The sequence below is a fragment of the Streptomyces sp. NPDC005483 genome (genome assembly GCF_040606035.1).
In the GTDB taxonomy this organism is placed as follows: domain Bacteria; phylum Actinomycetota; class Actinomycetes; order Streptomycetales; family Streptomycetaceae; genus Streptomyces.
On sequence record NZ_JBEXEA010000001.1, the window covers coordinates 678051 to 702862 of the forward strand.

Genomic DNA, 24812 nt, shown 5'->3' on the forward strand with positions numbered 1-24812 from the left:
GGCGGGCCGCGGTCCAGGTCGGCGGGCTGAGTTCAGGTCAGGCGTTTCCCCCTTCGGCTTGGGGGCTCAGGCGGCTGATGACATCCAGGGCTGCGTCCCGGACCGCGTCGCGGCCGGCCGCCCACAGGGAGACGACGTCGGAGCCGGGCAACGCGGACGGGAGGGTCACGCGAGTGGCCTCCAGGTAGGCGCGGCGCAGTTCGGCGTTGACGTTGACCTTGGCGACGCCTCGGGCGAGGGCGCCGTGCAGCTCCTCGACGGGCAGACCGCTGGCGCCGTGCAGGACGAGCGGGACCGGTACGGCCTCGTGGATCGCGGTCAGCCGCTCCAGGTTCAGGCAGACCGGGTGCTTGGTGAAGCCGTGGACGTTGCCGACGGCGACGGCGAGTGCGTCCACGCCCGTCGCGGACACGAATGCGGCCGCCTGCTGGGGATCGGTCATCGCCGCGGCCTGCGCGACGGCGTCGGTGGAGACGTCCTCGTCGCCCGGCAGGGCACCGAGCTCGGCCTCCACCCAGGCACCGTGGCTGCGGGCCCGGCGGACCGCCTCCTTCGTCAAGGCGATGTTCTCGGCGAACGGCAGGTGGGAGCCGTCGACCATGACGGAGGTGTAACCCGCCTCCAGACAGGCGGTGATCTCGCCAAGGTCCCGGCTGTGGTCGAGGTGCACACCGAGAGGGGCCGTGGAGCGTGCGGCGGCGTCCAGCGCCAGCCGTATCAGGGCCTCGCGGCCGGCGTGCTTGAAGGGACTGGAGCCCGCCTGGATGATGACCGGCCGTCCGGCGGCCTCGGCGGCGGCCGTGATGCCCTGGACCGTCTCCAGGTTGTAGGCGACGAACCCGGGCAGAGCGTGACCGGCGGCCGCTGCCTCCTTCAGGGCATCGGTTCCGTGCAGCAGCATCAGGCACTCCTGAGCAGGTCGAGGGCGTCGGCGAGGGCGTCGGCGCCCCCGACGTTCCCGGCGAAGACGATGTAAGGGATGCCGGCGGCGGGGCCGTCCGCGGGCTCCCAGAGCGAGACGATGCCCGGCAGCAGGGTGCCCCGGGCCCAGGCACGGCGGATCTCAAGGCCGTGGGTGGCGGTGTCACTGGAGGTGATCCCGCCCTTGGCGACGACGAAGGCGGGCCGCCGGGTGGCGCTGACCTGGCGTACGGCCTCGACGAGCGCGGCGGAGACCCGGCGGGAGATCGCCAGACTGTCGTCCGCGTCGGCACCCGTCACCAGCACGCGAGAGGTACGGATCACGGCGTCCGCCGAGTCCAGCGCGCCGGCGGCCGCGGCCGCGACCTCGGCGATGTGGGCGTCACGCCGCCCCTCGTCGAGCAGCAGGGCCACGTCCAGCTCGTGCTCGGCGATCCCACCTCGCTCCCGCAGCCGGTCCAACTGCCGTGTCGTCAGCGCGACATGAGACCCCACGACGATGAGACCGTGCGCTGCGTCCCCGCGCAGCGGGCGCAGTTCGGCCGGGGTGAGCGGTGCCCGCGCAGCCTGTCCGGCGCGGGCCCTGACGAAGGACGGCCCGACCCGGTACAGCAGCCGCGTGCCGTTCTCCTCCGCCTGTGCGAGGGCCAGGGCCAGCACCCGCAGATCGTCGTCGCACACCGCGTCGACCACAGCAGTGCGTCCGCCGCGCAGCGAGGACAGCAGCCGCGACGTGTGCGCCGGGCCGCCGCCGCGCAGGTCGTCGAGGGTGACGCGCAGAACCTCGTCGGCGGGGACGCGTCCGCCCGTCTTCTCCTCGACCCACTTGGGCAGCGAGGAGCTGCGGTAGCCGAAGGTGGCGTCGCGGGCGAACTCGCTCTCGCCGACCGGGAGCAGTCCGTCGGAGGTCTGCATCCAGTGGTGTGAGCCGACGGTCAGCCGGCCCGCCTCGATGTAGGCGGGGACCAGCACGACCCCGTCGACCGTGCCGAGTTCCTCGGCCAGGACGTCGGTCTCCAGCGGGAAGTGGCCGCGAAGCGTGGAGTCCCCGCGGCTGGCCAGGACGTAGCCGGTGCCCTCGGCCGCCGACGCCGTGCGCAGGGCGCGCACCACCTCGCGGTTGCGGGCGGCCGCGTCCTCGGGGGACAGGCTGCGGGTGTTGGTAAGGACGAAGAAGACGGTGCTGTCCTGGCGCAACGCCCAGCGCAGATCGTCCACCGTCCAGGACGTCAGGACGGGCACGTCGGCGACCGTCTGAGTGCCGGTCGGATCGTCGTCGAGGACGACGAGACGGGGGCCGCCGGATATGCGGGCGGCCACTTCCGCGGCGCTCACCTCGTGGACTGGAGGCAGCCCTTCCAGCACCGCTGCCTCGGGGACGGGCCCGGTCTGGGCATGAAGGGGTAGAGACATGGCGAATTCCTGGTCTGTTACGAGTGGTTGAGGGGGAACGTCAGTCGAGGTCGCGCCTGATCACGTCACGTCAGGGCTTGACCGGGCCCCGCGATGGTCTCGGGACAGAGCAGCTGGGCGAGGGTGTCGGCGGGAGCAAGCCCTTGTCGAGTACGAGTTCGGCGACGCCGCATCCAGTGGCGAGGGCCTCCTTGGCGATGCCGGTGGCCGCCTCGTAGCCGATGTACGGGTTGAGGGCGGTGACCAGGCCGATAAAGTTCTCCACCGCCGCCCGTAGCACCTCGGTGTTGGCTGTGATCCCTGCGACGCACCGCTCGGTCAGGGCCAGGCACGCGCGCTGAAGGTGCGTGATGCTCTTTGAGAGGGAGTGCAGGATGACCGGCTCGAAGGCGTTCAGCTGGAGCTGCCCGGCCTCGGCGGCCATGGTGATCGTGACGTCGTTGCCGATCACCTCGAAGGCGACCTGGTTGACGACTTCGGGGATCACCGGGTTCACCTTGCCGGGCATGATGCTGGAGCCGGCCTGAACCGGCGGCAGGTTGATCTCGTTCAGACCCGCGCGCGGCCCGGACGACAAAAGACGCAGGTCGTTGCAGCTCTTGGAGAGCTTGACCGCGATCCGCTTGAGCACACCGGACACCTGCACGAACGCTCCGCAGTGCTGGGTCGCCTCCACCAGGTTGACCGCGGTCACCAGTGAAAGCCCGGTGATCTGCGACAAGTGGCGCCGCACCGACTCGGCGTACCCGGCAGGAGAGTTGAGGCCGGTGCCGATCGCCGTGGCGCCCAGGTTGATCTCGTGGATCAGCTCCACCGCCTCCGCCAGCCGGCTGCGGTCCTCCTCCAGCAAGACCGCGTACGCCGAGAACTCCTGCCCCAGCGTCATCGGCACCGCGTCCTGCAACTGGGTGCGACCCATCTTCAGCACGTCACGGAACTCCACCGCCTTGGCCGCGAACGCGTCCTGAAGCACCGCCATCGCCTTCAGCAGCCCGCGTACCGCATACACCGTCGCGATCTTGACGGCGGTCGGATAGACGTCGTTGGTGGACTGGCCGACGTTGACGTCCTCATTCGGGTGCAGGAATCCGTACTCCCCCCTGGCGTGGCCCAGCAGCTCCAGCGCCCGGTTGGCGATCACCTCGTTGGCATTCATGTTGGTCGAGGTGCCGGCTCCGCCCTGGATGACGTCGACGACGAACTGGTCGTGCAGCTTGCCGTCCCGGATCTCCCGGCACGCCTCCGCGATGGCAGCGGCCTTCCTCGGCTCCAGCAGGCCGAGTTCCTCGTTCGCCCGGGCGGCGGCCTCCTTCACGGCGGCCAGAGCGTCGATCAGATGCGTGTAGGCGGCGATCGGCGTCCCCGTGATGGCGAAGTTCTCCCTGGCGCGCAGGGTGTGGACGCCCCAGTACGCCTCGGCGGGTACGTCGCGGTGGCCGAGCAGGTCGTGCTCGCTGCGGTGAGCTACGGCGGTCATGGCAGGCCGGGCCTTCTCTCGGAGCATGTTCAGGCGGGCGTGTTCGTGGGGTGTGGCAAGGGGGCGCGCGAGCCGACACGCCCGGGCAGTGGGGACACCCCACGATCACGCGGCGGAATACTGCGCAGTGTCACCGCCGTGGGTATCGGCTCAGAACGACTTCTCCTTCGCCTTGCAGTAGGCGCTGCCGAACGGCTGGGAGCGGGCGCGCGGCAGGACCTCGGCCCCCGGTCCCGATGCCGTCACCGGGGATGAGGGTGGTGCGGTGGTTCTGGGTTCGGCATAGGGCCGATTGCAGCAGCGGGCCGGGCAGCGCGTCCAAGACGCAATGCCGATGTGCCTTATAAGGTCGCCCTATAAGGCGGCTTTACTGCGGTTCCGTCAGCTCCGTCCAGGAACTACATCGCCGCCGAGGACATTGGGCCGCGGTGGCTGATCTGCCGGCGCCCGGCCAGCCCTTCGCGAGCCACCGTCCTGCCCGGAGGGGCAGACCCCGCACCCGACGCCGCGAGCGTAGTCCGGCGAAACGCGACGGACGCCGTAAGGCGGGCGCTGAGCAGCGGGCACGGTTCAGGACGGCACGCTGCACGTCTGACTCGGCCTCGACAAGGTGGACGCCTGGGCGGCCTGCGACGTTTTTGCCCGCCTGCTGTCCCACACCCTTCCGTTCACCGACTGCCTGGTCGGTGACGGCCATGTAGTGCTTCACCTGCACGGCGTCTTGAGACGGCTGCCATCCACCCTCGGGCCACAGCGGGCAGGGATGCCTACGTCTCCGCGCCGCTTAATCGTCGGAGGCTCACCAGGGAAGTCGCCGATGGGCCAACAGGAGCACAAGACGTGGAGCCGTGCTCGTGAGCCCGCTCCGCGAGCCGGGCCACCGGCCTCGAACTGGCCCGTCGCTTCCGCGGACGTTGGAGAAAAAGCCGCAAATTCGCACAGGCCCAGCAGCACGGCCTTCCGCCACGTAGCCTGCGGGCAGGGCACCGGTCGGGAGCCGCGCCCGTCTGGCGCATCGTCGTGGCGGTGACGCACGCTCCGGCACCCATGGGGCAGGCACCCGCGGGACCGGGCAGCCGCGTCGGGCGTCCCTCGGTCGCCTGCTGGAACGCTGGCTTGTACGCCAGCGCACCCCACGTGTCGATGATCAGCTGCCGCCAACTCCGCATTCACTGCTCACTACCATGACCTACTCCAAGGTCGGCGGAGCCTAGTCCTTGTTGAGGCATCGGTGGGCGGTCCCTGAAATGCGGCACTTTGCCGCCCCTTGGCGCGCGCCCGATCTGTTCATGAAGCGCGCTGGCTACAGTCGCGGCGTTGGCATGTGCACAGAGTGAAGTACGGGGCGGGGTGGCGTGGTCGACCTGGGTAAGGTAGCGGCGTCCATGCACAAGGCGGCGACGGGGCTGCGGGCGGTGGGACATCACACGACCAAGCCGTTGCAGGAGTTCAAATCGGCTTCGCACGACCTGGATGCGCTCGGTGCCCTCGGCTCCCTCCTCGGTGCGAAGAGTGAGATCGAGGAGGGCATGACCACCCTCGGCAAGCTCACCAAGCAACTGGACGACGAGTGGAAAGCGGAGGCGAAGCTGATCGGCGAGATATCCGACGCCTTCGACCTGCTCGACCTCCTGCTGGCGGCCAAGGCCCGCGCCAAGAAGGGCTGAGCCGGACGTGGTCGACCTCAACCCCGTGCACTACGTCAACAAGTTCACCGCGCATCGCGGACATGAGTACCAGGACCTGCTTGAGATCTTTAAGTGTGCGGGTTACGTGGGGTCGTGACGGTTGTCGTGGTTCGCGCTATGCCGGAGGGGTGAGGTATCCCGATGGCGGTGGGCTGACGGCCGAGGAGCGCGATCGGCGTGAGCAAGTCCGGCTCGCGGCAGCTGACTTGATCGAGGCGGGGGCCAGTGACCGGGAGGTGGCACGGCGGTTCCGGGTGATCCGGATGTCGGCGAACCGCTGGCGTCGGGCCCTGGCCTCGGGCGGCCGTCAGGCGCTGGTCTCCAGAGGCCCCGGTGGCGCCCGCTGCAAGCTCAGCGCCGGTTCAGCTGCGTGCTCTGGAGGCAGTGCTGGAGGCGGGTCCGGCCGTGTGGGGCTGGAGTGACCAGTGCTGGACGCTGGCCCGCATCGGCGAGATCGTGCGCCGCCGTTTCGGTGTCGAGTACACCCTGGCTGGGCTGGATCTGCTGCTGCATCGCATCGGCTGGAGCGTGCAGGTCCCGGCCCGCAAGGCCACCAAGCGGGACGAGGCGAGGATCGCCGCGTGGAAGGACGAGCAGTGGCCCGTCATAAAAAGAGGGCGGCGGACCTGGGCGCCTGGCTCTGCTTCGAGGACGAGGCAGGTCAGGGCCTGAGGCCGCTCAAGGGCCGCACCTGGGGGCGCAGGGGCCGCACTCCGGTCGTGAAGGCCACTTCCGCGGGCACCAAGCGGGTCTCGATGGCGGCGCTGATCTGCACGAAAGCCGGCCACAGCCCACGGCTGATCTACCGAGTCCACCTGGACCGCGGCCCCGCCAAAGGCCGGCGCAAGAGCTTCACCGAGACCGACTACGCCCGCCTGCTCGATGCCGCACACCAGCAGCTCGGCGGCCCCATCGTCTTGGTCTGGGACAATTTGAACACCCACAGCAGCCGCACAATGCGACGGCTGATCGCGGCGCGATTATGGCTGACCGTCTACCAGCTGCCGCCGTACGCACCGGAGTTCAACCCGGTCGAGGGCGTGTGGTCGCACCTGAAGAGATCCCTGGCCAACCTCACCAAACACAGCCTCGACCACCTCACCGCACTGCTGAAGACCCGGCTGAAACGGATGCAGTACCGGCCCCACCTCATCGAAGGCCTCATCGTCAAGACCGGGCTCGACCTCTAGAGATCGAGCGTCTACGGGACGAAGCCGCAGTCGTCGGCATCGTCCGCAGTCTGCCACCGGGCAAATCCAAATCCCGGTTCTCTGGAACGAGCAAAGCTAGGTTCATGTGACCGTATTTGAACGCCCGGATGCTGACTCTTGCTGACTTTGAGGAACTCGCACGCTTCTGACCTGCGGAAACGTCGAGTGATGCAATGGTTCTGGAACTGGATCGGACGGTCCCAAGAAGAGATCGTACAGGCCCGTCAGGACTGGATGGAAGGTACACGGTTCGGTGAGGTGAAGGGGTATGACGGCGACCCGCTACCCGCTCCGGAACTGCCGCCCGTGCCGTTGAAACCACGGGGAAGAGTGCGTTGACCTGCGGGGATGTCTGGTGTGTTGGCGGCGCTGTCGAGTGGGGCGCGGCCGGGCAATCCCTTAGCCGGTCGACCGCTTGCTGGAGGGTGGTCGACCGCGCTGCCGTCTGGGCCGGTGCGGGCGGCGAGTCCACGGTGTGGCCGTCTGTGAGCGGTTGTGGCAGACCTCTTGCTGACTTTTGCTGACTTTTCTGATGCTCCGTCAGGCGATGTTGAAGAGGTTCCATTCGAAGCCCAGCCGCTTGGGCAGGGCTTTGCGGTTCGGTGCGGGCCAGGTGAATGCTGACCTGACGCGTGATTGAGGCTGGCGCTGGTGCGGATCTACGGGCCTTGCGCTGTCGCTTTGTGGAGAGTCGACAAGGCCAGATGTCGTGACTGCTCACCTCGCACTCACTTTTCGTCCGATGCGACGTGCGCTGGGCTGGATAGGCACCGGCAGGTTCTTCGTCTGCTGTGGTACACCATAGGCAGTGCCCTGACCAGCGCGAATGCCTGGCGTAAAGGGTAAGTACTGAACTTTGGCCCGCGCCTGGTCCGGATCTTGATCGTCAGGCGGGTCCGATCGGGCGGACAGTGGCTGTGGCAGACCGATGAGATTCGCGCACGCAGAGGCGAAGAGATCTTCGTGAAGTCCTCTTCCTCTTCCGGCTGACCTGGTGGTTCGTGTTCCGAATGCACCCTGACCTGCGCTGGTGTACCCTTCTGGATCTTTCACGGTCGCGCAGCTTTGTGCGCCCGATTCTCCCCAGGCGCTCCCCAGCGGGCTGGATTCTCCCCAGATTCTACCCAGCTGGCACTGTGCTGCGGGCATTGGGGCGCGGCTCAGGGCTGCCCCGCGTTGTCACTCTATGTGCCAGGTGGGCCGCGGGTGTTGGGCTTGGAAAATGACGCTCGTGACGCTCATTTGACGCTCGTCCTGATGGGGCGTCAGGCGTTCTGGAGCGGTGGTCAGATGTTCCGCCAGGTACGCGAGCAGGGCTGGGCCTTGGGGGTCTGTGACGCTGGTGCGTGCTCAGGCGGGCCGGGCGGGGGCCCGTAGATCGACTTTGAATCCGCCTTGCGGGGTGGGCTCAGCGGTGAGGCTGCCGTCGAGGAGTTCGGCGCGTTCTTTGAGACCGATCAGGCCGTGGTGGGCGCTGGGGCAGCGGGACGGACGGGCGGGTGAGGGCGGTGTTGGTGACGGTGACGCCGAAGTGCTGCGCGTCGTGCCACAGGCGGACCTCGGCACGGGCGCCGGGGGCGTGTGCGCGCACGTTGGTGAGAGCCTCTTGGACCGTGCGGTAGATGGTGCGCTGGGCCGTGGTGCTGATGTGGGGCGGGAGTTCGCCCGTCAAGGTGGTCTCGATGCCGCTGTTGGCGATCAGCTGCTTGAGGTCGGCGAGGGTGGGCTGGGGAGTGTTCTGTCCGGTACGCCCGTGGCGGCAAGGCAGTTTCGCCTGGGCGAGGGCCTGCTGGCGTCGGTGGGACGCGGTGACGTCTCCGGCAGCCTGCGGACGGAGACACTGCCAGAGACGAACACCTGCGGGTTGGGCACCCGGGTCGACGCGGAGTGCGCGTTGGCGGTCAGCCGGCTCCAGCCGGCCAGCCACGGGTCGTTGCCCGCGGCCACCCGGGCGCGGGCACGGTTCAGATCACCCTCGTTGTGCAGCATCCCGGGATGCGTGAAGGTGTCCGGCGCGCCGTGGGCGCTGACCTCGCCGCCCACGGCCCCGGACGCTGCCGGCCCTGCGGTCAGTTGCAGGATCCTGCGGCGGCTTATGCGGTGTTTGTTGTGGTGAGCCATGTACGCCTCCTTGTGGGGGGAGAGGAGTTTCGTCCGGGCTCATGGGCGGGAGTGGTGAGGCGGACCCGCGGCCCGGCTGTCAGGGGGCCCGGTGACTGCCGCGACGGCTGCCTCGGCGGCGTCGGGCGGCGAAGAGCAGGGCGAGTGCCGCGAGGGGGAGGGTGGCGGCCAGGGTGGTGGTGCGCCAGGGGAAGGAGGTGCCGGCGGAGGAGTTGGGGGTGTTCCGCGGTGCTCCCTCGACGGCGCCAGCAGGTGTTCCGGAGGACTTGGTGCGGGCCAGTGCCACGTCGTTGCCGTCGCCGCCCTTGTACGTGAGGGCGTACTCGGTGCCGAGCACGGTGACCTTCGCGCCTTCTGCGAGCCCGGTGAAGGTGCCGGAGATCTTGTCGGAGCCGGAGTTGGAGACGAGTACCGTCTCGGTGCCGCTCGTGGGCGCCTTCGCCTTCGGGTCGACGTGCAGGTGTCCGGCGAGTGTCACCTTGCCGGTGACGTGGAGCGGCTTGCCGTCGGCCCGGACGGTGAGTCGCGCCTGGCGGGCCTGGGTGTAGTCGCCCTTGACGGTGAAGGCCCCGGTCATGCTTCCGGTGGCCCGCAGCTCGCCGCCCTGGAAGGAACCGGAGAGGTCGCCGGACGCGGCCGTGTCGGCGACGGTCAGCTTCGCCTCTTTGCCGTAGCGGACCGTGGCGCCCTTCGCCAGAGCTACGTTCCGCAGTGTCTGGTCACCGGCCTTGGTCAGGTCCAGCTTCGTGCCCGCCGCGGCGAGCAGCACCGCGCTGCTCGATTTCAGGCTGCTGTCGGCGCCGGTGAGGGCGAGGGTGCCCTTGGTGACCTTCGTCGGCCCGGTGTAGGAGAGTGCTCCGGTCAGGCTGGTGGTGGCCGCGCCTACCTGGGTGAAGGAGCCGCTGCCGCTGATCTTCGACAGGGTGAGGGGCGTGGTGGCGTTCTGGGTTATCAGGGAGCCGTTGTTGACGACCCGGTACAGGGGCGCGTCCGTCAGCAGCCCTCCGTCTCCGCCGGCCTTTCCGCTGCCGAGTCGGAGGGTGGCGCCCTTCTCGATCGTCGTGGAGCCGTTGTAGTGCTGGACGGCCGCGAAGGTGACGTCGTTGCCGTGTACGCCCTTGATGACGATGTCGCCCTGGCCCGGGGCGGAGAGGGTGTCGTGGAACCTGCCGCCGCCGATCGGGGCGCCGAGTGTCACCGGGCCGTTGTAGACGAAGGCGAGCGTGGAGCGGGACCTGGCCGCCAGCAGATTGATGTAGACGGTCTGCGCGGTGCCGGGCATGAAGATCTTGTCGGTGGTGCCGTCGCCCCACTGGACGTTCGCGCCCTTGATGTTGGTGCCGCGCTTGTTGATGTTCTTCGGTACCGGACGCCAGTTGATGTCCGGGTCGCTGAGGGTGGGGTCGGTGTCGCCGCCCTGGTCGCTGTGGCTGTACTGACCGGTCAGGATCACCTTGCTGCCGGGCCGGGACTGGACGTTGATGTCGCTGCCGTACTCGCGCTGGTAGAAGTTCTGCCGCAGCGTGATCGTGTGGTTCAACGGGGTGTCGACGGTCCAGGTGCCCTGGTTGAGGATGGCGTGGGCGTTCGGTAGCGAGACCGGGAACTCGGGTGCCCCGGCGTCCATCTGCGTGCCGTTGTCGATCACGCCCGAGAACGGATGGGTCCCGGCCAGCTGGAGCTTGCCCCACATGCCGCGGGGCTGGGTGATCAGGCCCGCGCCGCTGAGGGTGCCCAGGTTGAAGGTCCGTGTCAGCGAAAGGCGCAGGGTGCCGTCGACGCGGATGTTGTCCTGGTTGAGCGCGAAACCGGGGGTGTTGTACGGGAAGCGGCCGATCAGCCCGGTTCCGCCGCCCGTCCCGTACTGCAGCGTGGCACCTCGTTCGACGGTGACGGCGGGCGGGTCGGGCTGGTCGACGGTGACGTACGGATGGTTGCCGCCCTGAACCTTCGCCGACTGCCGCTGCCGCGCCTTGGGCAGGGTGAAGTCGCTGTCCCTGGTGAGGATCAGGGTGCCGGTGCCGCCGATGCGCAGTGTGCCCTCGCCGCTGATGACGCCCGGGTATGTCGTGGTCCCCGACGGGACACGCACCAGGGCGTCGCCGGTCAGCGTCACATCGCGGCCCGCCAGGATCTCGGCGGTGATGTCACCGCTGCCGCCTGCCGCGTACGCGCTGTGCCACGGCGTCAGCGAGGCCAGGAGCCCCAGCGCGGCGGGCAGCGCGGCGCGTCGGGAGCAGCGGCGGTGGGCGGGTCCCTCGGCGGTGGGCAGGTGAATCGGGGGATTGCGCATGGACGTGACTCCGGTGAGCGGGGTGGGGGCGACCGGGGGACCAGCTGGTTCCGGTGATCCGGGCCGCACCGGCGAGGAGCCTGGCGCGGCCAGGCTCCTCGCCTCGGTTGTTCGCGTGCACGGACACGGCACCAATAGGTTCGAAATACCGGACGGTGTACGGCTGGCTGGTCGAAGCCCCCGATTGTGGCACTGGGGGAGGTGGGGGTCAATGCGTGTGGCGTTCGTGAACTTCTTGCCTTTTTTGGCGCAGTTGATGCTGGTCTCAGTGACGGGCCACGCCCATGCGGGGCCCGTCCCGCGTCAGTCCACGTCCATGACCTGCCACAGCTGACTGCCGGCGTTCGTGTCCGTCGTCTGCACGAGCTGCGCGCCTGCGGCCGTCGACGAGCCGGACACCGCGAGGAGCTTGCCGCTGTTCGCGTTTTTCATCTCGTAGGAGCCGTTTTCGTTGGCGACCGGCCTCCAGTGCTGGCTCGCACTGTTGTGGTCGGGCTGCTGGATGACGGTCGCACCGTCCGCGGCGGACCCGCCGGTGACGTCCAGCAGCTGACCGCTGTTCAGGTTGACGATCTCATACGTGCCATCACCCACCGCGACCCACCGCCACCGCTGGTTCGGCGCCCCGGTGTCGTTCCACTGGATGATGTTCGCCCCCGCGGAGGTCGATCCGCCGGAGACGTCGATCGCCTTGCCGCTGTTCTTGTTGAGGATCTTGTAGAACGTGTTCGCGGCGGGGAAGGAGAGAGAGGCGAACGCGTCCAGAGCACAGACGGTGTTGGAAGAGGACGCGTTCTTGGTGCCGGTGCAGACGACCTTGATCGTGTGGGGGCCCGCGGCGAGATCTGCCTTCTCGAACAGCGGCACTTGCTTGGTCACCGTCGGGGCATAGGCGTCGATGCCCGACTGCGCCAGAGTGCCGTCGACGTAGACGTCGACCTTCCCCATGTTCGGCTGCTTCATACCGAGATACCGAATGCCCGTACCCGTGAAGGCGTACTGGACGTAGTCGCCCGCCTTGTTCGTGTAGCGCTCGGACCCGTTGAAGTCCTGCGTGTCGTTCCAGTTCGACCAGCCCGGGGAGTAGGTGAGGCTGGAGTCCTTGTCGTCGGCGTAGGTCCAGCGCTGCCGTACGAGCGACTTTGACGTGGGTGACGCATTCCCCTGGGCGTCCACGACGTAGAGCCGGTAGTCGCCGGCTGTCGGCGGGACCCCGATGGTCGTGGCGGTTCCGGTCGCCTTCGTCATCGTGGGGCCGACGGCGAACTTCGTCGTCCCGGAGGGAGCCAGCCAGAGCGTCCTCGTCGCGTCACCGACGGTGCGGACGGGGATGGATGACACGCCCTTGCCGGTGAAGGTGCTCGCGGGCAGGGCGTAGTCCTGCAGAGCCACCCTGTTTGAGGGGACGATGTCCTTGTAGGCGTCCTGCGGACCGGAGTTCACAGTGATGGCGTACGCCTGCGAAGGCCAGACGTTGTCCGCGTACGCGTGGACGTCCTCGATCGTACTGTTCGGGACGTTCTTGTTGGCCATCTTGTTGACGGTGCCGTAGGTGTTGGTGATGTTCAGGTCGTGCTGTCGGCCCCAGGTGCCGGAGTTGATGGTGTACGCCAGGCCCGGGTCGACGTCGAGCACGTTGTCGTGCTCGTTGATGTACGCGGAGCCTTCGTCGGGGTGGAGTCCGTACTTGTGGCCCGCTGGAACGCCCTGGATGTAGTTGTCGCTGATCTCGGTGCCCGGCTGGCTGCCCAGGGTGTAGATGGGAGCGGAGTCGCCGAGCACCTGCATCGTGTCGACGATCTGGTTGTGGCTGATGGTGTTGTTCTTCGCCGTGGTGGTTGGGACACCGGGGCGGATCGAGTTCTCCGAACCGTCGAAGTTCCACCATCCCCAGCCGAGCGTGATGCCCGCCCACGGGGATTTCTCGATCCGGTTGTGCTGCACGGACAGGGAATCGGCGAAGTACGCCGAGACGGGGCTGGACCCCTGGAACAACACCGCGCTGTCGTAGAGGTAGTTGTTCGCGACGGAGATGTTCTTGCAGACGCCCTCGACGTTCACCGGGTACTTCTCGTTGTTGGTCGAGGTGTGGTCCCCGATGTACACGTGCTGGGGATGTCCCACGGTGATGGCGGAGCCGGCGATGTCGTTCGTGATGTTGCCGGTCAACTGCGAGTCCTTCACGTCGTTGACCAGGTGGATGCCGTCAGCGCCGGCGTGCTGCACGGTGTTGCGCACAAGGACGATCCCGTCGGCGTTCTCGATCTCGACGGCCCCGGGTGGCAGGTCGACGTTGCGGTAGGTGTAGGCGTGGAAGTTCTTCTTGGCGTACACGGTCGAGCCGGCGTTGCCCTGCTGGCCCTGCCGGAAGACGGAGCCCGCGACCTTGACCAGGTTCCAGTCGGAGTGTTCGACCGTGAGCCCGGAGAAGGTGATGTTCCGCGCGTGGTCGGTCGTGGACGTGCCGGCGATCTTGATGAGAGTGGACACTCCGGTCGGCGCGAAGACCTGCGCCGACGACATGTCTTCCGAGTCGGGCTTGTCGTAATACAGCGTGTGCTTCGCCTTGTCGAAGTAGAACTCCCCCGGCTGGTCCAGGAATTCGTACGCGTTCATGAAGGTGTGGCTGCCGCCGGGGTTGAAGTTGCCGTTGGGCGGGCCCTGGGCGATGGCCGCGCCCGGCTGCTGGAACAGGGCCACGCGCTGGGTACCGTCCGTACTCGTGGTGATCTGGCGGACGCCCACGATGGCCGTGGTCCAGGTCGTCGCCGACTTGATCTCGACGTCGTCCTGGTTGGAGGCGACGGCGGGCAGATCCGAGAGGCCGTACTTGGCTCCGTCGCACTGCGACCCCGACTCCCAGGCCCAGGGTGCCTGGCCGGCCGTGATCGAGTAACTCCCGTAACACCCAGCCGAGTTGATCGTCTTCGATGCCATCTGGGCGCGTTTGCCGTTCACGTAGAGCGCGCGGAGCTTGTCGTCGCGGTCCAGCGGGGCCTTCCAGATGTTGCCGCTGTGTCGTGTCCAGCCGGTGACCTTGACGCCGCCGTCCAGTACCGGCTTCTCGCCCGGGTAGGCGGCGTACGTGACATGGTGACCGTTCGTTCCGGAGTCCGCCGACGTGAAATCGATCGTGCTGCTCACCGGGTAACTGCCGCCGCGCAGATACACGTTGATGTCTCCGGTCATGTTCTTGTTGACCGTGCGAACGACGTCGCGTGCGTGCTGGAGCGTCTTGAACGGTGCGGTGATGGTCCCGGCGTTGGTGTCGTTGCCGCCAGGGGCGACGTAGTAGGTGGCCTGGGGCGCGGCCGAGGCCGGGGGCGACGTCGTGAGGGATGTCAGCAGCGCCGCGGAGAGAGCAGCCGCAAGGAGTGCTGACGAGGTGCGGAAGGTGGACCTGAGGGGCTTCATCGTCTGCCCCTCCTGCCAGTTGGGACAGTTCGGACGGTTCGGAAAGTCTTCATATGGCGGCTCCAAGATGTGGTCGGTGTGAGGGGAAGCGGCTCTTCATCGCCGTCGGCCCGTGAGCGTCCCGAGGGCCGAGAAGCGTCGGTCACCGACGACGGGCGCTTCCCCTTCGCATGCCGTCGACAGGCGCCGCGGAGTCTCCATCGGACGCCGGGCTGACGGCGGCGCCGTGGATCCAGCTGGTGACGGGGGTGTCAGGTCTGATCAGCCCCTGGCATCGGAGGTCGTCCCAGAGCGCCTGGGGTACAGTGCTTGGCCGAAGTTCCGTGTCCCGAGTCACTTGTGCGCGGTCGCGCATGCCCACGGTGACGTTGACGATGCTGCGGTGAGTGGCCGGGAAGGCGAGAGCGGCGGCGGGAAGGCTGGTGCCGTACTGCTTGCAGACCTCGGCGATCGCCCGGGCACAGGCGACCAGCACCGCTGGGGCCGCCTGGTAGTCGTACTTCATGCCTTCGGTGGGCCACTCCCGTGAGAGCAAGCCGGAGGTGAAGACGCCGACGGCTACCACGCTCTTGCCGAGATCGTGTGCGGCGGGCAGGACGTCGTCCAGCGCCGACTGGTCGAGGAGGGTGTAGCGCCCGGCCGGCATCACCACGTCGGCCGGGGTCTCGCGCAGGAAGCGGGCGAGCATGGCCGACTGGTTCGTGTCCACCCAGACCGTCAACGTGCCGTCCTTTTGCGGCACTTGGGCGAAGCCGTCCTTGGTGCTCGTTCCCGCACTGCCTCCGCCGCAGGCTGCCAGGGTCAACACCACGTGGCGGCGCAGCCGGTCAGCAACGCCGTACGTTCTTTGCTGAGGGCTCTCTTCGGGCGGGACACGGGCTTGACGACGGCCATGAGTGACTCCACTGGGATTGCGGGGTGTCCCGAGCAGATCGGGGGCGGCGCCCGGACGGGCCGACGACACGGCGGGCGGCTGCCCGCTGCCAGTTGGGAAGAAATTAGCCGCCTTATCTGGGGTCTCGTCAAGGTGTGTGCGGCGATCCTTCATGAATCTGAGGTGGTGTCGTGAGAGTTATGCAGGCTTATGACCGGGAAAGGGTGCCCATCTCTCTGCGTTTCGGACTCTGCGTCCCATGCGCGGGAATTGATAAGTACGACTCATCGGGGACTCAAATTACAATGCTGTCGCCTTACAGCAGCGAGTCGCGTTCGCCGCAGCCGTCCGAGAGGGAGTGCAGATGAACGACATGCCAGCGATCGAGACGGCAGTGCCGACTCCGGCCCTTCCCGCTGCACCCGCGGTGGAGAACGGCTCGGGCGAGCGGCGGGGCTACCGTCCCGGGTATGAGATCGCGGCGGAACGGATCCTCGAGTACATCGCCGAGGAGGGGCTTGAGGTAGGGGCCCGGCTTCCCACGGAGATCGACCTGGCCCAGATGCTGGGGACCAGCAGGGCTGTGGTGCGGGAGGCCGTGAAGATCCTTTCGGCGCTGGGCCGTGTGCGGGCCCACAAGGGGCGGGGCCTGTTCGCCGCGGAGGACGAAGGCATGCTCATCACCAGCCGCTGGGGTGGCTTCTTCCGCCCCGTCGACATCGACCACGTGCTGATGCTGTTCGAGTTCCGCAGGGTTCAGGAGATGTCCGCCAGCAGTCTGGCGGCCACCCGCGCCACCCCTTCGGAACTGCGCACCATCGAGGTGGCCGTGGAGCAGTGCCGCCACGGGTTCGTCCACCACCAGGTCGACGTGTTCAACCAGGCGGACGACGACTTCCACACGGCCGTGTCCGTCGCCTCGCACAACACCTTCCTCGTCAGCGCCGTGCGCGACGCGCGCCGTCTGCAGCGCCAGTCCAGTGCCATCGGAATCCATAACACCCTCGGAGAGAACACCGAGTTGGCAGTCGAGGAACACGAGGCGATCTACCGGGCCATCCGTGACGGCCGCCCAGAGGAGGCGGCGCAGGCCACCGCGGCACACCTCGACAGAACCCTGGAGGTCTACCGCCGCGAGATCCAGCGACGGCTGTTCGGGTAGCGCCGCTCAGGGCTGCGACGTGGCGTGCGGGGCGGCGCCAGGTGCCGCGCGCAGAAGATAGGTGTGAGCCGTGGTTCCGTCAATGTTTCCGACGGGATTCCCTCCTGGCGCGTTTCCCGTCGGCATGCAGACGAAAGCGCCGTTCTGTCACGGCCGTTGACTTCCGGACGTGACCGCGCTTACGTTCGGCGCCGACCGCGTCCGACAAACCGATCGATGTTCGAGATATCGGTCATTGGCAGTGCCGGAGCCGCCGCTCCCCGCATCTGCGCACGGCACGCGTTCCGCGTCGAAGAACCGCCCCCACACGATGACTTCCGACGAAGGACAGGTCGTGGACATCACCAGACGACAGCTGGGCCGACTCGCCACGGTCGGCACCGGATCCCTCCTCCTGCCGGGCCTGATGCCGCCCAGCAGGGCGGCGGCGACACCCACACCTCCCCTCGGGACGTGGGGCGACCAGGGCGACGGAACCTACGCCAACCCCATCCTCCCCGGCGACTTCAGCGACTGGGACTGCATCCGCGTCGGCGCCGACTACTACGGCATCACCAGCACGTTCGGGTATTCGCCCGGGGTGGCCGTCCTGCACTCGAAGGACCTGGTCAACTGGCGGACGCTCGGTGGCGCAGTCGATGAACTCACGACCATCGGGCCGGAGTTGAAATGGGACCGCATGAACCGCTACGGGCGCGGGGTATGGGCCGGGGCCATCCGTCACCACGCGGGGCGCTACTGGGTGTACTTCAACACCCCCGATGAAGGCTTCTTCATGACGTCGGCCCCGTCCCCGACCGGCCCCTGGGAGCCGTTGACGGCAGTGTGGCGGACGTCCGGCTGGGACGACCCGTGCCCCTTCTGGGACGACGACGGCCAGGGCTACCTGGTCACCACGCACTACTCGGACAGCTACAAGATCCACCTGTTCAAGCTGTCCGCGGACGGGAAGTCTCTGGCCGGCCCGTCCACCGTCATCCACCAGTCTCCGGGCAGCGAGGCCAACAAGCTGTACAAGATCAACGGTCTCTACTACCACCTCTACAGCGAGGTGAAGCCGGAGGGCCGGGTGCTCATGATGAACCGTCGCTCCAGCCTCTACGGCCCGTTCGAGACCCGTCAGTTGGAGCATGTCGACGCCTCGGTGGACCGCGAGCCCAACCAGGGCGGCCTGGTACAAGCCCCGGACGGCTCCTGGTACTTCGTGACGCATCACGGCCACGGTGACTGGGAGGGGCGTCCACTGTCCCTGCTGCCGGTGACCTGGGTGGACGGTTGGCCGATCCTCGGCACGGTGGGCGCGGACGGCATCGGCACCATGGTGTGGACGGGCCATGTACCCGCAGGCGGCACCTCTGGTCTGCCGGTGGACGCGCTACCCTCCGTCGTGACCAGCGATCTGTTCACCGACACCCGCCTCAAGCCGCAGTGGGAGTGGTACTACCAACCGCGCGCGGACCACTGGTCGTTGACCGAACGCCCCGGCTGTCTGCGGTTGAAAGCGTTCGCGCCGCTGGTGGGCGACAACCTGACCAAGGTGGGAAACACCCTCACTCAACGGGTGCTGCGCACGACGGGCGGGGCGACGGTCACCGTCCGCCTCGAACTGGCCGGCCTCGCCGAGGGCCAGCACGCCGGACTGTGCCACTACGCGGCCACCTACGCCGGGTTGGGTGTCCGGCGCTCCGGGGCCACCACCACGCTCACGCACAACGTCGGCGGCAGCCTGACCGATGGCCCAGTGATCGCGCAGAACTCCGTGTGGCTGCGCACCACTTGGGATGTGAACGGAGTCAGCAGCTTCTCCTACAGCCTCGACGGATACGCGTTCACGACGTTCGGTGGCACCTACCAACTCAGCTGGGGCGGTTACCGCGGTGACAGGGTCGGCCTCTACACCTACAACCCGAACGGCACCGGCTACGTAGACATCGACTCGGTGCAGTACGCCATCGCCCCCACCAGGCCCTATACGTGCGTCAGCGTACGCAGCGGCAAGGTCGTCGACGTATCCGGCGCCACGAACGCCGACGGCGCCGCCGTGATCCAGTGGCCCGCCACCGGCGGATCGAACCAGCACTGGACCTTCCAGTCCACGGCAGACGGCTACCACACCATCACCTGCGTCCGCAGCGGCAAGGTGCTCGACGTGGCGGGGTCGTCCCTGGCCGACGGTGCGCCGGTCGTGCAGGCGACGGCCGACGGCCGCACGAGCCAGCAGTGGCAGTTGAACCCGCAGACCGGTGGCGCATTCGTCCTGGCCAACCGCAACAGCGGCAAGGTGCTCGACGTCAAGGCAGGCAGTACGGCCGACGGCACCGTACTGATCCAGTACCGCGACGTCGGCAGCTCCAACCAGCGATGGACCTTCCGGCGCGTCACCGGCTAGGAGCCCTGTGAGGCGAGGCCGGGGGAGCCCGCCCGCCTCCGCGGCCTTCGCGAGTCGGCACAGCAATGACCAGTGAAGCAGTCTCTCGTCACCGAAAGGTGCAAGATGTCTTACTCAGTCAGCAGACGGCGCTGTCCACCAACGGCGCTGCCGCCAACGCCGGTTGGGACGCACCGACGTTCCCGTTCCGCACCCACGTCCAAGGCCACTTCCTCACCGCGTGTGCCCAGTTGTACGCCGTGACCGGGGACACGGTCTGCCGGGACAAGGCGACGCACATGGTTGGGGAGTTGGCGAAATGCCAGGCCAACAACAGGGCAGCGGGTTTCGGCGCCGGGTATCTCTCCGGCTGTCCCGAGTCCGACTTCACCGCACTCGAGCAACGGACCCTGACCAACGGCAACGTGCCGTACTACACCGTCCACAAGACCCTCGCCGGCCTCCTCGACGTGTGGCGCCACATCGGCAGTACGGAAGCGAGGGACGTGCTGCTCGCCCTGGCGGGACTGGTCGACCGGCGCACGAGCAGGCTGAGCGGTGCTCAAATGCAGACCATGCTGGCGACCGAGTTCGGCGGCATGAACGCCGTACTGACCGATCTGCACCTGCGGACCGGTGACGCGCGCTGGCTCACCGTCGCCCAACGGTTGGAACACGCCGCGGTGTTCGACCCCCTCGCATCAACCAGGACACACTCAGCGGACTGCACGCCAACACCCAGGTACCCAAGTGGATCGGGGCGGCCCGCGAGTGCCACTGAAGTCCTACAACTACCCGGACCGGTTCTGGCGGCACGCCGACTACCTCGGCCGCATCGACCAGTACCCCTTCGACCCCTACACCGACTCGCAGTGGAAGCTGGTGCCGGGCCTGGCAGACGCCTCCGGCGTCTCCTTCCAGTCCGTCAACCACCACACCCGCTACCTGCGGCACGTCGACTACCGGCTCCGCCTCGGCGTCAACGACGGCACCCCGCGCTTCGCCCAGGACGCCACCTTCCACAAGACCGCCGGGCTCGCCGACTCGGCCTGGTCGTCGTTCCGCTCCCACAGCCACCCGGACCGCTACATCCGGCACTACGACTACGCACTGCGCATCGACCCGATCTCCACCGCCGTCGGCCGGGCTGACGCCACCTTCGCCCTCGGGTACTGAGACGACCGCCGCTCAGCCGCGCCGCACCGAACATCAACTACTCGAACATTGGAGTACACACATGTCATCAGGAAGACTGTCCCGCCGCACCCTGCTGGGTGCCGCGGGTGCCGCCGCCGCGGCGACCGCGCTGCCGATGATGCCCGCGTTCGCGCCCCTTGTGGCGCAGGCCGCCGCCGCAGACCCGCAGACCAACCTGGAGAAGCTGGCGAACATGCGCTTCGGCATGTTCAATCACTTCAGCCTCGGCACCTTCACCGACGAGGAGTGGGCGGCGCCGAACCAGAGCCCCGCCAAGTTCGCTCCCCCTACCGTGGACTGCGCCCAGTGGGCTGCCGCAGCCGCGGCGGCGAAGATGAGCTACGGCCTTCTGACCACCAAGCACCATGACGGCTTCGCCCTGTGGCCGAGCGCCCACGGCACCCAGAACGTCGCGAACAGCGGCTACAAGCACGACGTGGTGAAGGCGTACTCCGACGCTTTCCGCGCGAAGGGGCTGAGGGTCGGGTTCTACTACTCGATATGGGACCGCACCTACGGCGTCGAGGCGTGGGAGAGCCGGCACAAGGTGTCCGGTCTTGAGATCACCGACGCCATCCAGCCCAGCGACATGGACTTCATCCTCGGTCAGATCACCGAACTGCTCACCAACTACGGCACCATCGACCTGTTCGTCACCGACGGCTACGCCTGGCAGATGGGCCAGCAGGCCGTCTCCTACCAGCGGATCCGCGAGCACGTGAAGTCCCTTCAGCCGGACATCGTCATGATTGACCACGGCGGTATCGTGGAACCCTTCATCGGCGACGCGATCTACTTCGAGGAGCCGGGCGGCCTCACCTCACCGGCCGGAAACACCTACGCCGCCACCCAGGGCCAGACGATCAGCAGAGGCTGGTTCTGGCATCCGTCGACGGCGACCGACGACCCGATGAGCAAGGCCGCGATCCTGTCCCACCTGGCGGACCTGGAACCGAAGTACACCTCATTCATCCTCAACTGCCCGCCCAACCGGGAAGGCAAGCTGGACACCAACATCGTCAACCGGCTCGCCGAGGTCGGGGCCGCCTGGAGCCCCGACACCTCCAGGCCCCCGCTGCCGAGGCAGATGCCGCGTGCAGAGCACCCGGTGACGCCGGTCAGTGCCTACGCGACGGGGTTCCGGGACGGCGAGGGGCCGCTCCACGCCATCGACGGGCTGAGCGACAGGAACTACGAGACCTGCTGGTCGACTTGGGGACTTTCACCGGCCCTGCCGCACGCGATCACGATCGACCTCGGCGGGGTGTGGAGCAACGTCTCCACCCTGGAGTACCTGCCCAAGCAGTGGGCCCGCTCGAACACCACCGACGGCGACATCACCTCGTACACCATCTCCACCAGCACCGACGGCAAGGAGTTCACCCAGGTCGCCACCGGAAACTGGGCCGGCGACCGCGCCACCAAGGTGGCCGAATGGCCCGCCCGGAACACCGGCTTCGTGCGGATCAAGGTCAACGCGGCCACCGGTGGCTACGTCAACGTGGGCGGCGTGCGGATCGGCGGCCGGACGGCCAAGCCTGCACGGGTGTCCGGCACCTTGCCCGGCGACGGCACCGTCTACCGGCTCGTCGCCCGGCACAGCGGCAAGGTCGCCGACGTGAAGGGCGCGGCCACCGCGAACAACACTCCCGTCCTTCAGTGGCCATGGCACGACAAGACCAACCAGAAGTGGACCTTCGCCGGTACCGGCGACGGCTACTACGAGCTCAAGGGTGTGGGCAGCGGCAAGCTGATGGAGATCTCGGGTCTCTCCCGCGCCGACGGTGGCGGCGTCGGCATCTGGTCCGACGGCGACGCCCCCCAGCAGCACTGGGCGGTCACGCCCACCGAGGACGGTTACTACTTCCTCATCAACCGCTACAGCGGGCTCTGCCTGGCCGTCGACGAAGGCAGCACTGTCGACGGAGCCGTCATCGAGCAACAGCCGTACGCGTCACTGGCGAGCCAGCAGTGGCGGATCATCGCCCTGTGACCTTCCCATCCCGATGGTGGGCGCGCCTTGAGTGCCGTCCACCATCGGGGCCCGGCGCTCCGATCTCCTCGTCTACATCTTGACCCGCTCCCGCTCACCGGGTGCGGGAGGCGAGCTCGGGGAAGGCGTCCTCCCACACAGGGCGCACGGTGCGACCGACGAGGGTGCGCAGCACCGGCCCCAGTTGGAGGAGCAGGTCTTGGTTGAGGCAGCGGGGCAGATCGTCGTGCAGGCCCTCGTGCAGGATGGTGCGGTACAGGCCCATGCGCCGGCGAGGATTGGAGAGGTCGTACGAGGTCATCCCGGACCAGGCCAGGTGCAGCGGCAGCTCCACGACACCATGGTTCGGCCCGCGCAGATTGTCCAGTGATTCCGGCAGGCGGCGCCGGAACTCTTCCCGGTACAGCGCAGGATCCTCGGCGTCTGCACTCGGAAGCTTCCTCGTACCGGGTCCGGTGTGCTGCGGGTGGGAGGCCATGCGGCCATGCATCCATTATGGCGGCCGCAGAGGGGTGGGGGCTTGCGGCTCCAATCGTGGAGCCAATGTCACTGTCCGTTGTCCATCGCGGATGCGGTAACGGACACCGGCGAGATGCTTGGCGGGGATCGGGATGGCGCCGCAGTTGCTGGTACAGGGCCTGTGCCGTCAGCCGAATCTCCCCGGATGCTCCCCAGCGGCTTCAGGAGGGTGGAAGCCCTGGTCAGAGGCGTAATAGAGGCAGGTAGACGAGATCACCCGCATCTCTTCTCCCCAGGGACTCCCCAGAGTCGATTCTGGCCCGATCCGTGACCGGCCATCGCCCACGTATCAGCGACCGGGTCGTCTTCGACAAGATGCTGCAACTCCTGCGATTCGGCTGCTCCTACCAGGCGGTCGCCGACGCGACCTGCTCGGCCACCACGATCCGCAACTGTCGCGACGAGTGGATCCGACTCGGCGGCTTCGCCGAGTTCCAGCAGATCGCGCTGGAGTCCTACGACCGCATCGTCGGCCTCTCAGTCTGCTGCTGCGACGGCGTCGCGGTGGCGTTGTGCGGCTGCGGGGAAGAGGTCGAAAGCTCGGTGGCCGAGTGCGTCGACTTCTTGCGGTGTGAGGACGTGGGAGTTCCGGAGCGCGTCGATGTTGCGTTTCATGTTGTTCTCGTTCGAGCAGGGGACTCCGGCGTCGGCGCCGTAAACGATGTGGTCGCGGGGCACCATCGTGACTGCTGCGGCGAGGTTGGCGTCTGTGCCGGCCGCGGCGGTGTCGAGGTAGAGCTTCGCCAGGTCGGTGCGGATGTCATCGGCGGTCAGGCCCAGTGGGTTGAACACATACTCCTCCGCCCCGAGCAGCCCGAGGCGGCCGGAGAGTGCGGGCAGGGCGCCGCCGCAGTGGGCGAGGACGACCGTGAGGCGGGGGTACCGGCGGAAGAATCCTGTGTAGAGCAGGTCCACGACGGTCCGGGTGGTCTCGAAGGGAAATTCGACCAGGACGGCGGTCTGCCGGAACGCGGGCGGTACGGGGCTCGGATGGACGAACAGCACGGCCGAGCGTCGGTCGAGCTCCTCCCACATCGGCGCCAGACGTGGGTCCCCGAGTGGGACACCTGCCCGGCGGGTGAACAGCATGTAGCCGTCGGGGTGTGTCTCCGTGTCGCCACGCGCGATCTCGGCCAGAGCCGCGTCCGGGTCGTCGGTGGGCAGGACGGCGAGCAGGCCGAAGCGGCCGGGGTGGTCGGCGACGAGCTGGGCGCCGTAGTCGTTCCAGGCGCGCAGTTGCGGCAGTGGGGCATCGACCGGCAGTGCCGGGCTGAGCATCTGCGTGGCGATACCGAGGCGATCCATCGTGGCGAGCGTCGTCTCGGGTTGCCAGTGGTGGGGCTCGGGCGCCAGGAGGTGTGTGTCCCTCAGCTGACGCCACTGGGCCTCACGGGCCTCTGTCGTGGTCGGCGGGGTGAAATGTGCATGCATGTCCACCCAGTCGTTGATCTTGTTCATGATTTCTCCTCGCATCAAATTGCACTTGGGTGCAACAAGCTTGATGATTGCACCAGAGTGCAACAATGCCCACATGAGGCAGACGCAGGATGAGAAGCAGGACGGGAGGACGCGCAACGCCCAGGCCAACCGGGAGCGCGTCTATGCGGCAGCGATCAAGGTGTTCGCTTCGCGCGGCTACGACGCCGCCACGATGGACGAGATCGCGGCAGAGGCCGGCGTGGCCCGGCGGACCGCGTTCAATCACTTCCCCGCGAAGTCGGACATCGCCACCGAGTGGGCCGTACGAGTCGGGGAGTCGGTCTTCGCCCTGATCCGGGACGCCGACCGCATCACCTCTGCCGCAGACCGGGTGCGCGCATATTTCCACGAGCTGGCCCTGAGGGCGGAGCGGGACTGGGACGAGACCCGGCAGATGACAACCGGACTGCTGCGCGGACAGGGCGTACCGCCCCACCGCTCGCAGCTTTCCACGGAACTGCGCGACTGGCTGCGTGACTGCCTACGGGAACGGCCGGACAACGGACCGACGCCCTCTGCCGATCCCGCCCTGACCGTGGACGTGCTCTACGACGTCTTCCAGGGCGCAGTCATGCGACGGCTCTCCCAAGAGGCTGCGCCGCACGGGGCGTTCACGGCCGAGGTGGACGCCGCAATCGCGCTCGTGCTGGCCGGATTCGCGAGTGATGCCGGACACCCGTAG

General features: G+C 67.8%; 15 protein-coding genes and 7 pseudogenes. 12 read left to right on the forward strand and 10 right to left on the reverse strand.

Annotation, left to right across the window (positions count from 1 at the left end; all coding sequences use genetic code 11):
- Positions 1 to 37: 37 nt before the first annotated feature.
- The 3 genes and pseudogenes from ABZT06_RS03115 to aspA all read right to left on the reverse strand — a co-directional run bounded on the left by ABZT06_RS03115 (position 38) and on the right by aspA (position 3811).
- Positions 38 to 901 carry a class II fructose-bisphosphate aldolase gene (locus ABZT06_RS03115; protein WP_355733931.1) on the reverse strand — a complete coding sequence of 288 codons (864 nt, stop codon included), beginning with the start codon at positions 899 to 901 and terminating at the stop codon, positions 38 to 40.
- Positions 901 to 2334, reverse strand: a complete 1434-nt coding sequence (locus ABZT06_RS03120; RefSeq protein ID WP_355733934.1) for a four-carbon acid sugar kinase family protein — start codon at positions 2332 to 2334, stop codon at positions 901 to 903. The genes ABZT06_RS03115 and ABZT06_RS03120 overlap by 1 nt, the downstream gene beginning before the upstream one ends.
- Positions 2335 to 2399: 65 nt before the next feature.
- A pseudogene (gene aspA, locus ABZT06_RS03125) lies at positions 2400 to 3811 on the reverse strand (aspartate ammonia-lyase).
- A gap of 1385 nt (positions 3812 to 5196) precedes the next feature.
- Here aspA and ABZT06_RS03130 point away from each other — a divergent pair.
- The 5 genes and pseudogenes from ABZT06_RS03130 to ABZT06_RS03150 all read left to right on the forward strand — a co-directional run.
- A complete protein-coding gene (locus ABZT06_RS03130; RefSeq protein WP_355733937.1) occupies positions 5197 to 5478 on the forward strand; it encodes a hypothetical protein in 282 nt (93 codons plus the stop codon).
- 62 nt (positions 5479 to 5540) lie between these two features.
- Entirely contained in the window at positions 5541 to 5921 is a 381-nt protein-coding gene (locus ABZT06_RS03135) for a helix-turn-helix domain-containing protein (protein ID WP_355733940.1), read from the forward strand.
- Entirely contained in the window at positions 5884 to 6171 is a 288-nt protein-coding gene (locus ABZT06_RS03140; protein WP_355733943.1) for a winged helix-turn-helix domain-containing protein, read from the forward strand. Before ABZT06_RS03135 ends, ABZT06_RS03140 begins: the two co-directional genes overlap by 38 nt.
- The gene (locus ABZT06_RS03145) at positions 6168 to 6689 is read left to right on the forward strand and encodes a transposase (RefSeq protein WP_355734102.1); all 522 of its coding nucleotides are present in this window, start codon (positions 6168 to 6170) and stop codon (positions 6687 to 6689) included. The genes ABZT06_RS03140 and ABZT06_RS03145 overlap by 4 nt, the downstream gene beginning before the upstream one ends.
- Positions 6690 to 6887: 198 nt before the next feature.
- Positions 6888 to 7049: pseudogene (locus ABZT06_RS03150) on the forward strand (pirin family protein); the annotation flags it as partial.
- 1011 nt (positions 7050 to 8060) lie between these two features.
- Here ABZT06_RS03150 and ABZT06_RS03155 read toward each other — a convergent pair.
- From ABZT06_RS03155 to ABZT06_RS03175, 5 genes and pseudogenes are all read right to left on the reverse strand, one after another.
- A pseudogene (locus tag ABZT06_RS03155) lies at positions 8061 to 8445 on the reverse strand (two-component sensor histidine kinase); the annotation flags it as partial.
- Positions 8409 to 8831 carry a hypothetical protein gene (locus ABZT06_RS03160; protein ID WP_355734113.1) on the reverse strand — a complete coding sequence of 141 codons (423 nt, stop codon included), beginning with the start codon at positions 8829 to 8831 and terminating at the stop codon, positions 8409 to 8411. The pseudogene ABZT06_RS03155 and the gene ABZT06_RS03160, both read right to left, overlap by 37 nt.
- Before the next feature lie 79 nt (positions 8832 to 8910).
- On the reverse strand, positions 8911 to 11124 hold the full coding sequence (locus ABZT06_RS03165) for an autotransporter (RefSeq protein WP_355733944.1): 2214 nt from the start codon (positions 11122 to 11124) through the stop codon (positions 8911 to 8913).
- Between the two features lie 303 nt (positions 11125 to 11427).
- A complete protein-coding gene (locus tag ABZT06_RS03170) occupies positions 11428 to 14538 on the reverse strand; it encodes an RICIN domain-containing protein (RefSeq protein ID WP_355733947.1) in 3111 nt (1036 codons plus the stop codon).
- Between the two features lie 244 nt (positions 14539 to 14782).
- Positions 14783 to 15238: pseudogene (locus tag ABZT06_RS03175) on the reverse strand (aldo/keto reductase); the annotation flags it as partial.
- Positions 15239 to 15776: 538 nt separating this feature from the next.
- On the opposite strand from ABZT06_RS03175, the gene ABZT06_RS03180 reads away from it, so the two are divergent.
- The 5 genes and pseudogenes from ABZT06_RS03180 to ABZT06_RS03200 all read left to right on the forward strand — a co-directional run bounded on the left by ABZT06_RS03180 (position 15777) and on the right by ABZT06_RS03200 (position 22132).
- Positions 15777 to 16574 (forward strand): FCD domain-containing protein, encoded by a 798-nt coding sequence (locus ABZT06_RS03180; protein WP_355733950.1) that lies wholly within the window; start codon positions 15777 to 15779, stop codon positions 16572 to 16574.
- A gap of 334 nt (positions 16575 to 16908) precedes the next feature.
- Positions 16909 to 18963 (forward strand): family 43 glycosylhydrolase, encoded by a 2055-nt coding sequence (locus ABZT06_RS03185; RefSeq protein WP_355733952.1) that lies wholly within the window; start codon positions 16909 to 16911, stop codon positions 18961 to 18963.
- Positions 18964 to 19094: 131 nt separating this feature from the next.
- Positions 19095 to 19720: pseudogene (locus ABZT06_RS03190) on the forward strand (beta-L-arabinofuranosidase domain-containing protein); the annotation flags it as partial.
- Positions 19720 to 20118: pseudogene (locus tag ABZT06_RS03195) on the forward strand (AbfB domain-containing protein); the annotation flags it as partial. The pseudogenes ABZT06_RS03190 and ABZT06_RS03195, both read left to right, overlap by 1 nt.
- 61 nt (positions 20119 to 20179) lie before the next feature.
- Positions 20180 to 22132 carry an alpha-L-fucosidase gene (locus tag ABZT06_RS03200; protein WP_355733954.1) on the forward strand — a complete coding sequence of 651 codons (1953 nt, stop codon included), beginning with the start codon at positions 20180 to 20182 and terminating at the stop codon, positions 22130 to 22132.
- A gap of 94 nt (positions 22133 to 22226) precedes the next feature.
- Here ABZT06_RS03200 and ABZT06_RS03205 read toward each other — a convergent pair whose 3' ends face one another.
- Positions 22227 to 22610, reverse strand: coding sequence for a hypothetical protein (locus ABZT06_RS03205; RefSeq protein ID WP_355733957.1), 384 nt, complete (start codon positions 22608 to 22610; stop codon positions 22227 to 22229).
- A 317-nt stretch (positions 22611 to 22927) separates the two neighbouring features.
- On the opposite strand from ABZT06_RS03205, the pseudogene ABZT06_RS03210 reads away from it, so the two are divergent.
- Positions 22928 to 23128 (forward strand): annotated as a pseudogene (locus ABZT06_RS03210) (IS5/IS1182 family transposase); the annotation flags it as partial.
- Here the strand turns inward: ABZT06_RS03210 and ABZT06_RS03215 are convergent.
- A complete protein-coding gene (locus tag ABZT06_RS03215) occupies positions 23129 to 24109 on the reverse strand; it encodes an amidohydrolase family protein (RefSeq protein WP_355733961.1) in 981 nt (326 codons plus the stop codon).
- A 73-nt stretch (positions 24110 to 24182) separates the two neighbouring features.
- Between ABZT06_RS03215 and ABZT06_RS03220 the strand changes: the two genes are divergently transcribed.
- Complete coding sequence (locus tag ABZT06_RS03220; protein WP_355733963.1) at positions 24183 to 24812, forward strand: TetR/AcrR family transcriptional regulator; 630 nt, start codon at positions 24183 to 24185, stop codon at positions 24810 to 24812.

Bases quoted from the DNA above. Each gene is read 5' to 3' on its own strand.
- ABZT06_RS03180 (WP_355733950.1), top strand. From the start codon at position 15,777: ATGAACGACATGCCAGCGATCGAGACGGCAGTGCCGACTCCGGCCCTT.
- ABZT06_RS03115 (WP_355733931.1), bottom strand. From the start codon at position 901: ATGCTGCTGCACGGAACCGATGCCCTGAAGGAGGCAGCGGCCGCCGGT.
- ABZT06_RS03165 (WP_355733944.1), bottom strand. From the start codon at position 11,124: ATGCGCAATCCCCCGATTCACCTGCCCACCGCCGAGGGACCCGCCCAC.
- ABZT06_RS03220 (WP_355733963.1), top strand. From the start codon at position 24,183: ATGAGGCAGACGCAGGATGAGAAGCAGGACGGGAGGACGCGCAACGCC.
- ABZT06_RS03130 (WP_355733937.1), top strand. From the start codon at position 5,197: ATGCACAAGGCGGCGACGGGGCTGCGGGCGGTGGGACATCACACGACC.
- ABZT06_RS03170 (WP_355733947.1), bottom strand. From the start codon at position 14,538: ATGAAGCCCCTCAGGTCCACCTTCCGCACCTCGTCAGCACTCCTTGCG.
- ABZT06_RS03205 (WP_355733957.1), bottom strand. From the start codon at position 22,610: ATGGCCTCCCACCCGCAGCACACCGGACCCGGTACGAGGAAGCTTCCG.
- ABZT06_RS03120 (WP_355733934.1), bottom strand. From the start codon at position 2,334: ATGTCTCTACCCCTTCATGCCCAGACCGGGCCCGTCCCCGAGGCAGCG.
- ABZT06_RS03160 (WP_355734113.1), bottom strand. From the start codon at position 8,831: ATGGCTCACCACAACAAACACCGCATAAGCCGCCGCAGGATCCTGCAA.
- ABZT06_RS03200 (WP_355733954.1), top strand. From the start codon at position 20,180: ATGTCATCAGGAAGACTGTCCCGCCGCACCCTGCTGGGTGCCGCGGGT.
- ABZT06_RS03135 (WP_355733940.1), top strand. From the start codon at position 5,541: ATGAGTACCAGGACCTGCTTGAGATCTTTAAGTGTGCGGGTTACGTGG.
- ABZT06_RS03215 (WP_355733961.1), bottom strand. From the start codon at position 24,109: ATGAACAAGATCAACGACTGGGTGGACATGCATGCACATTTCACCCCG.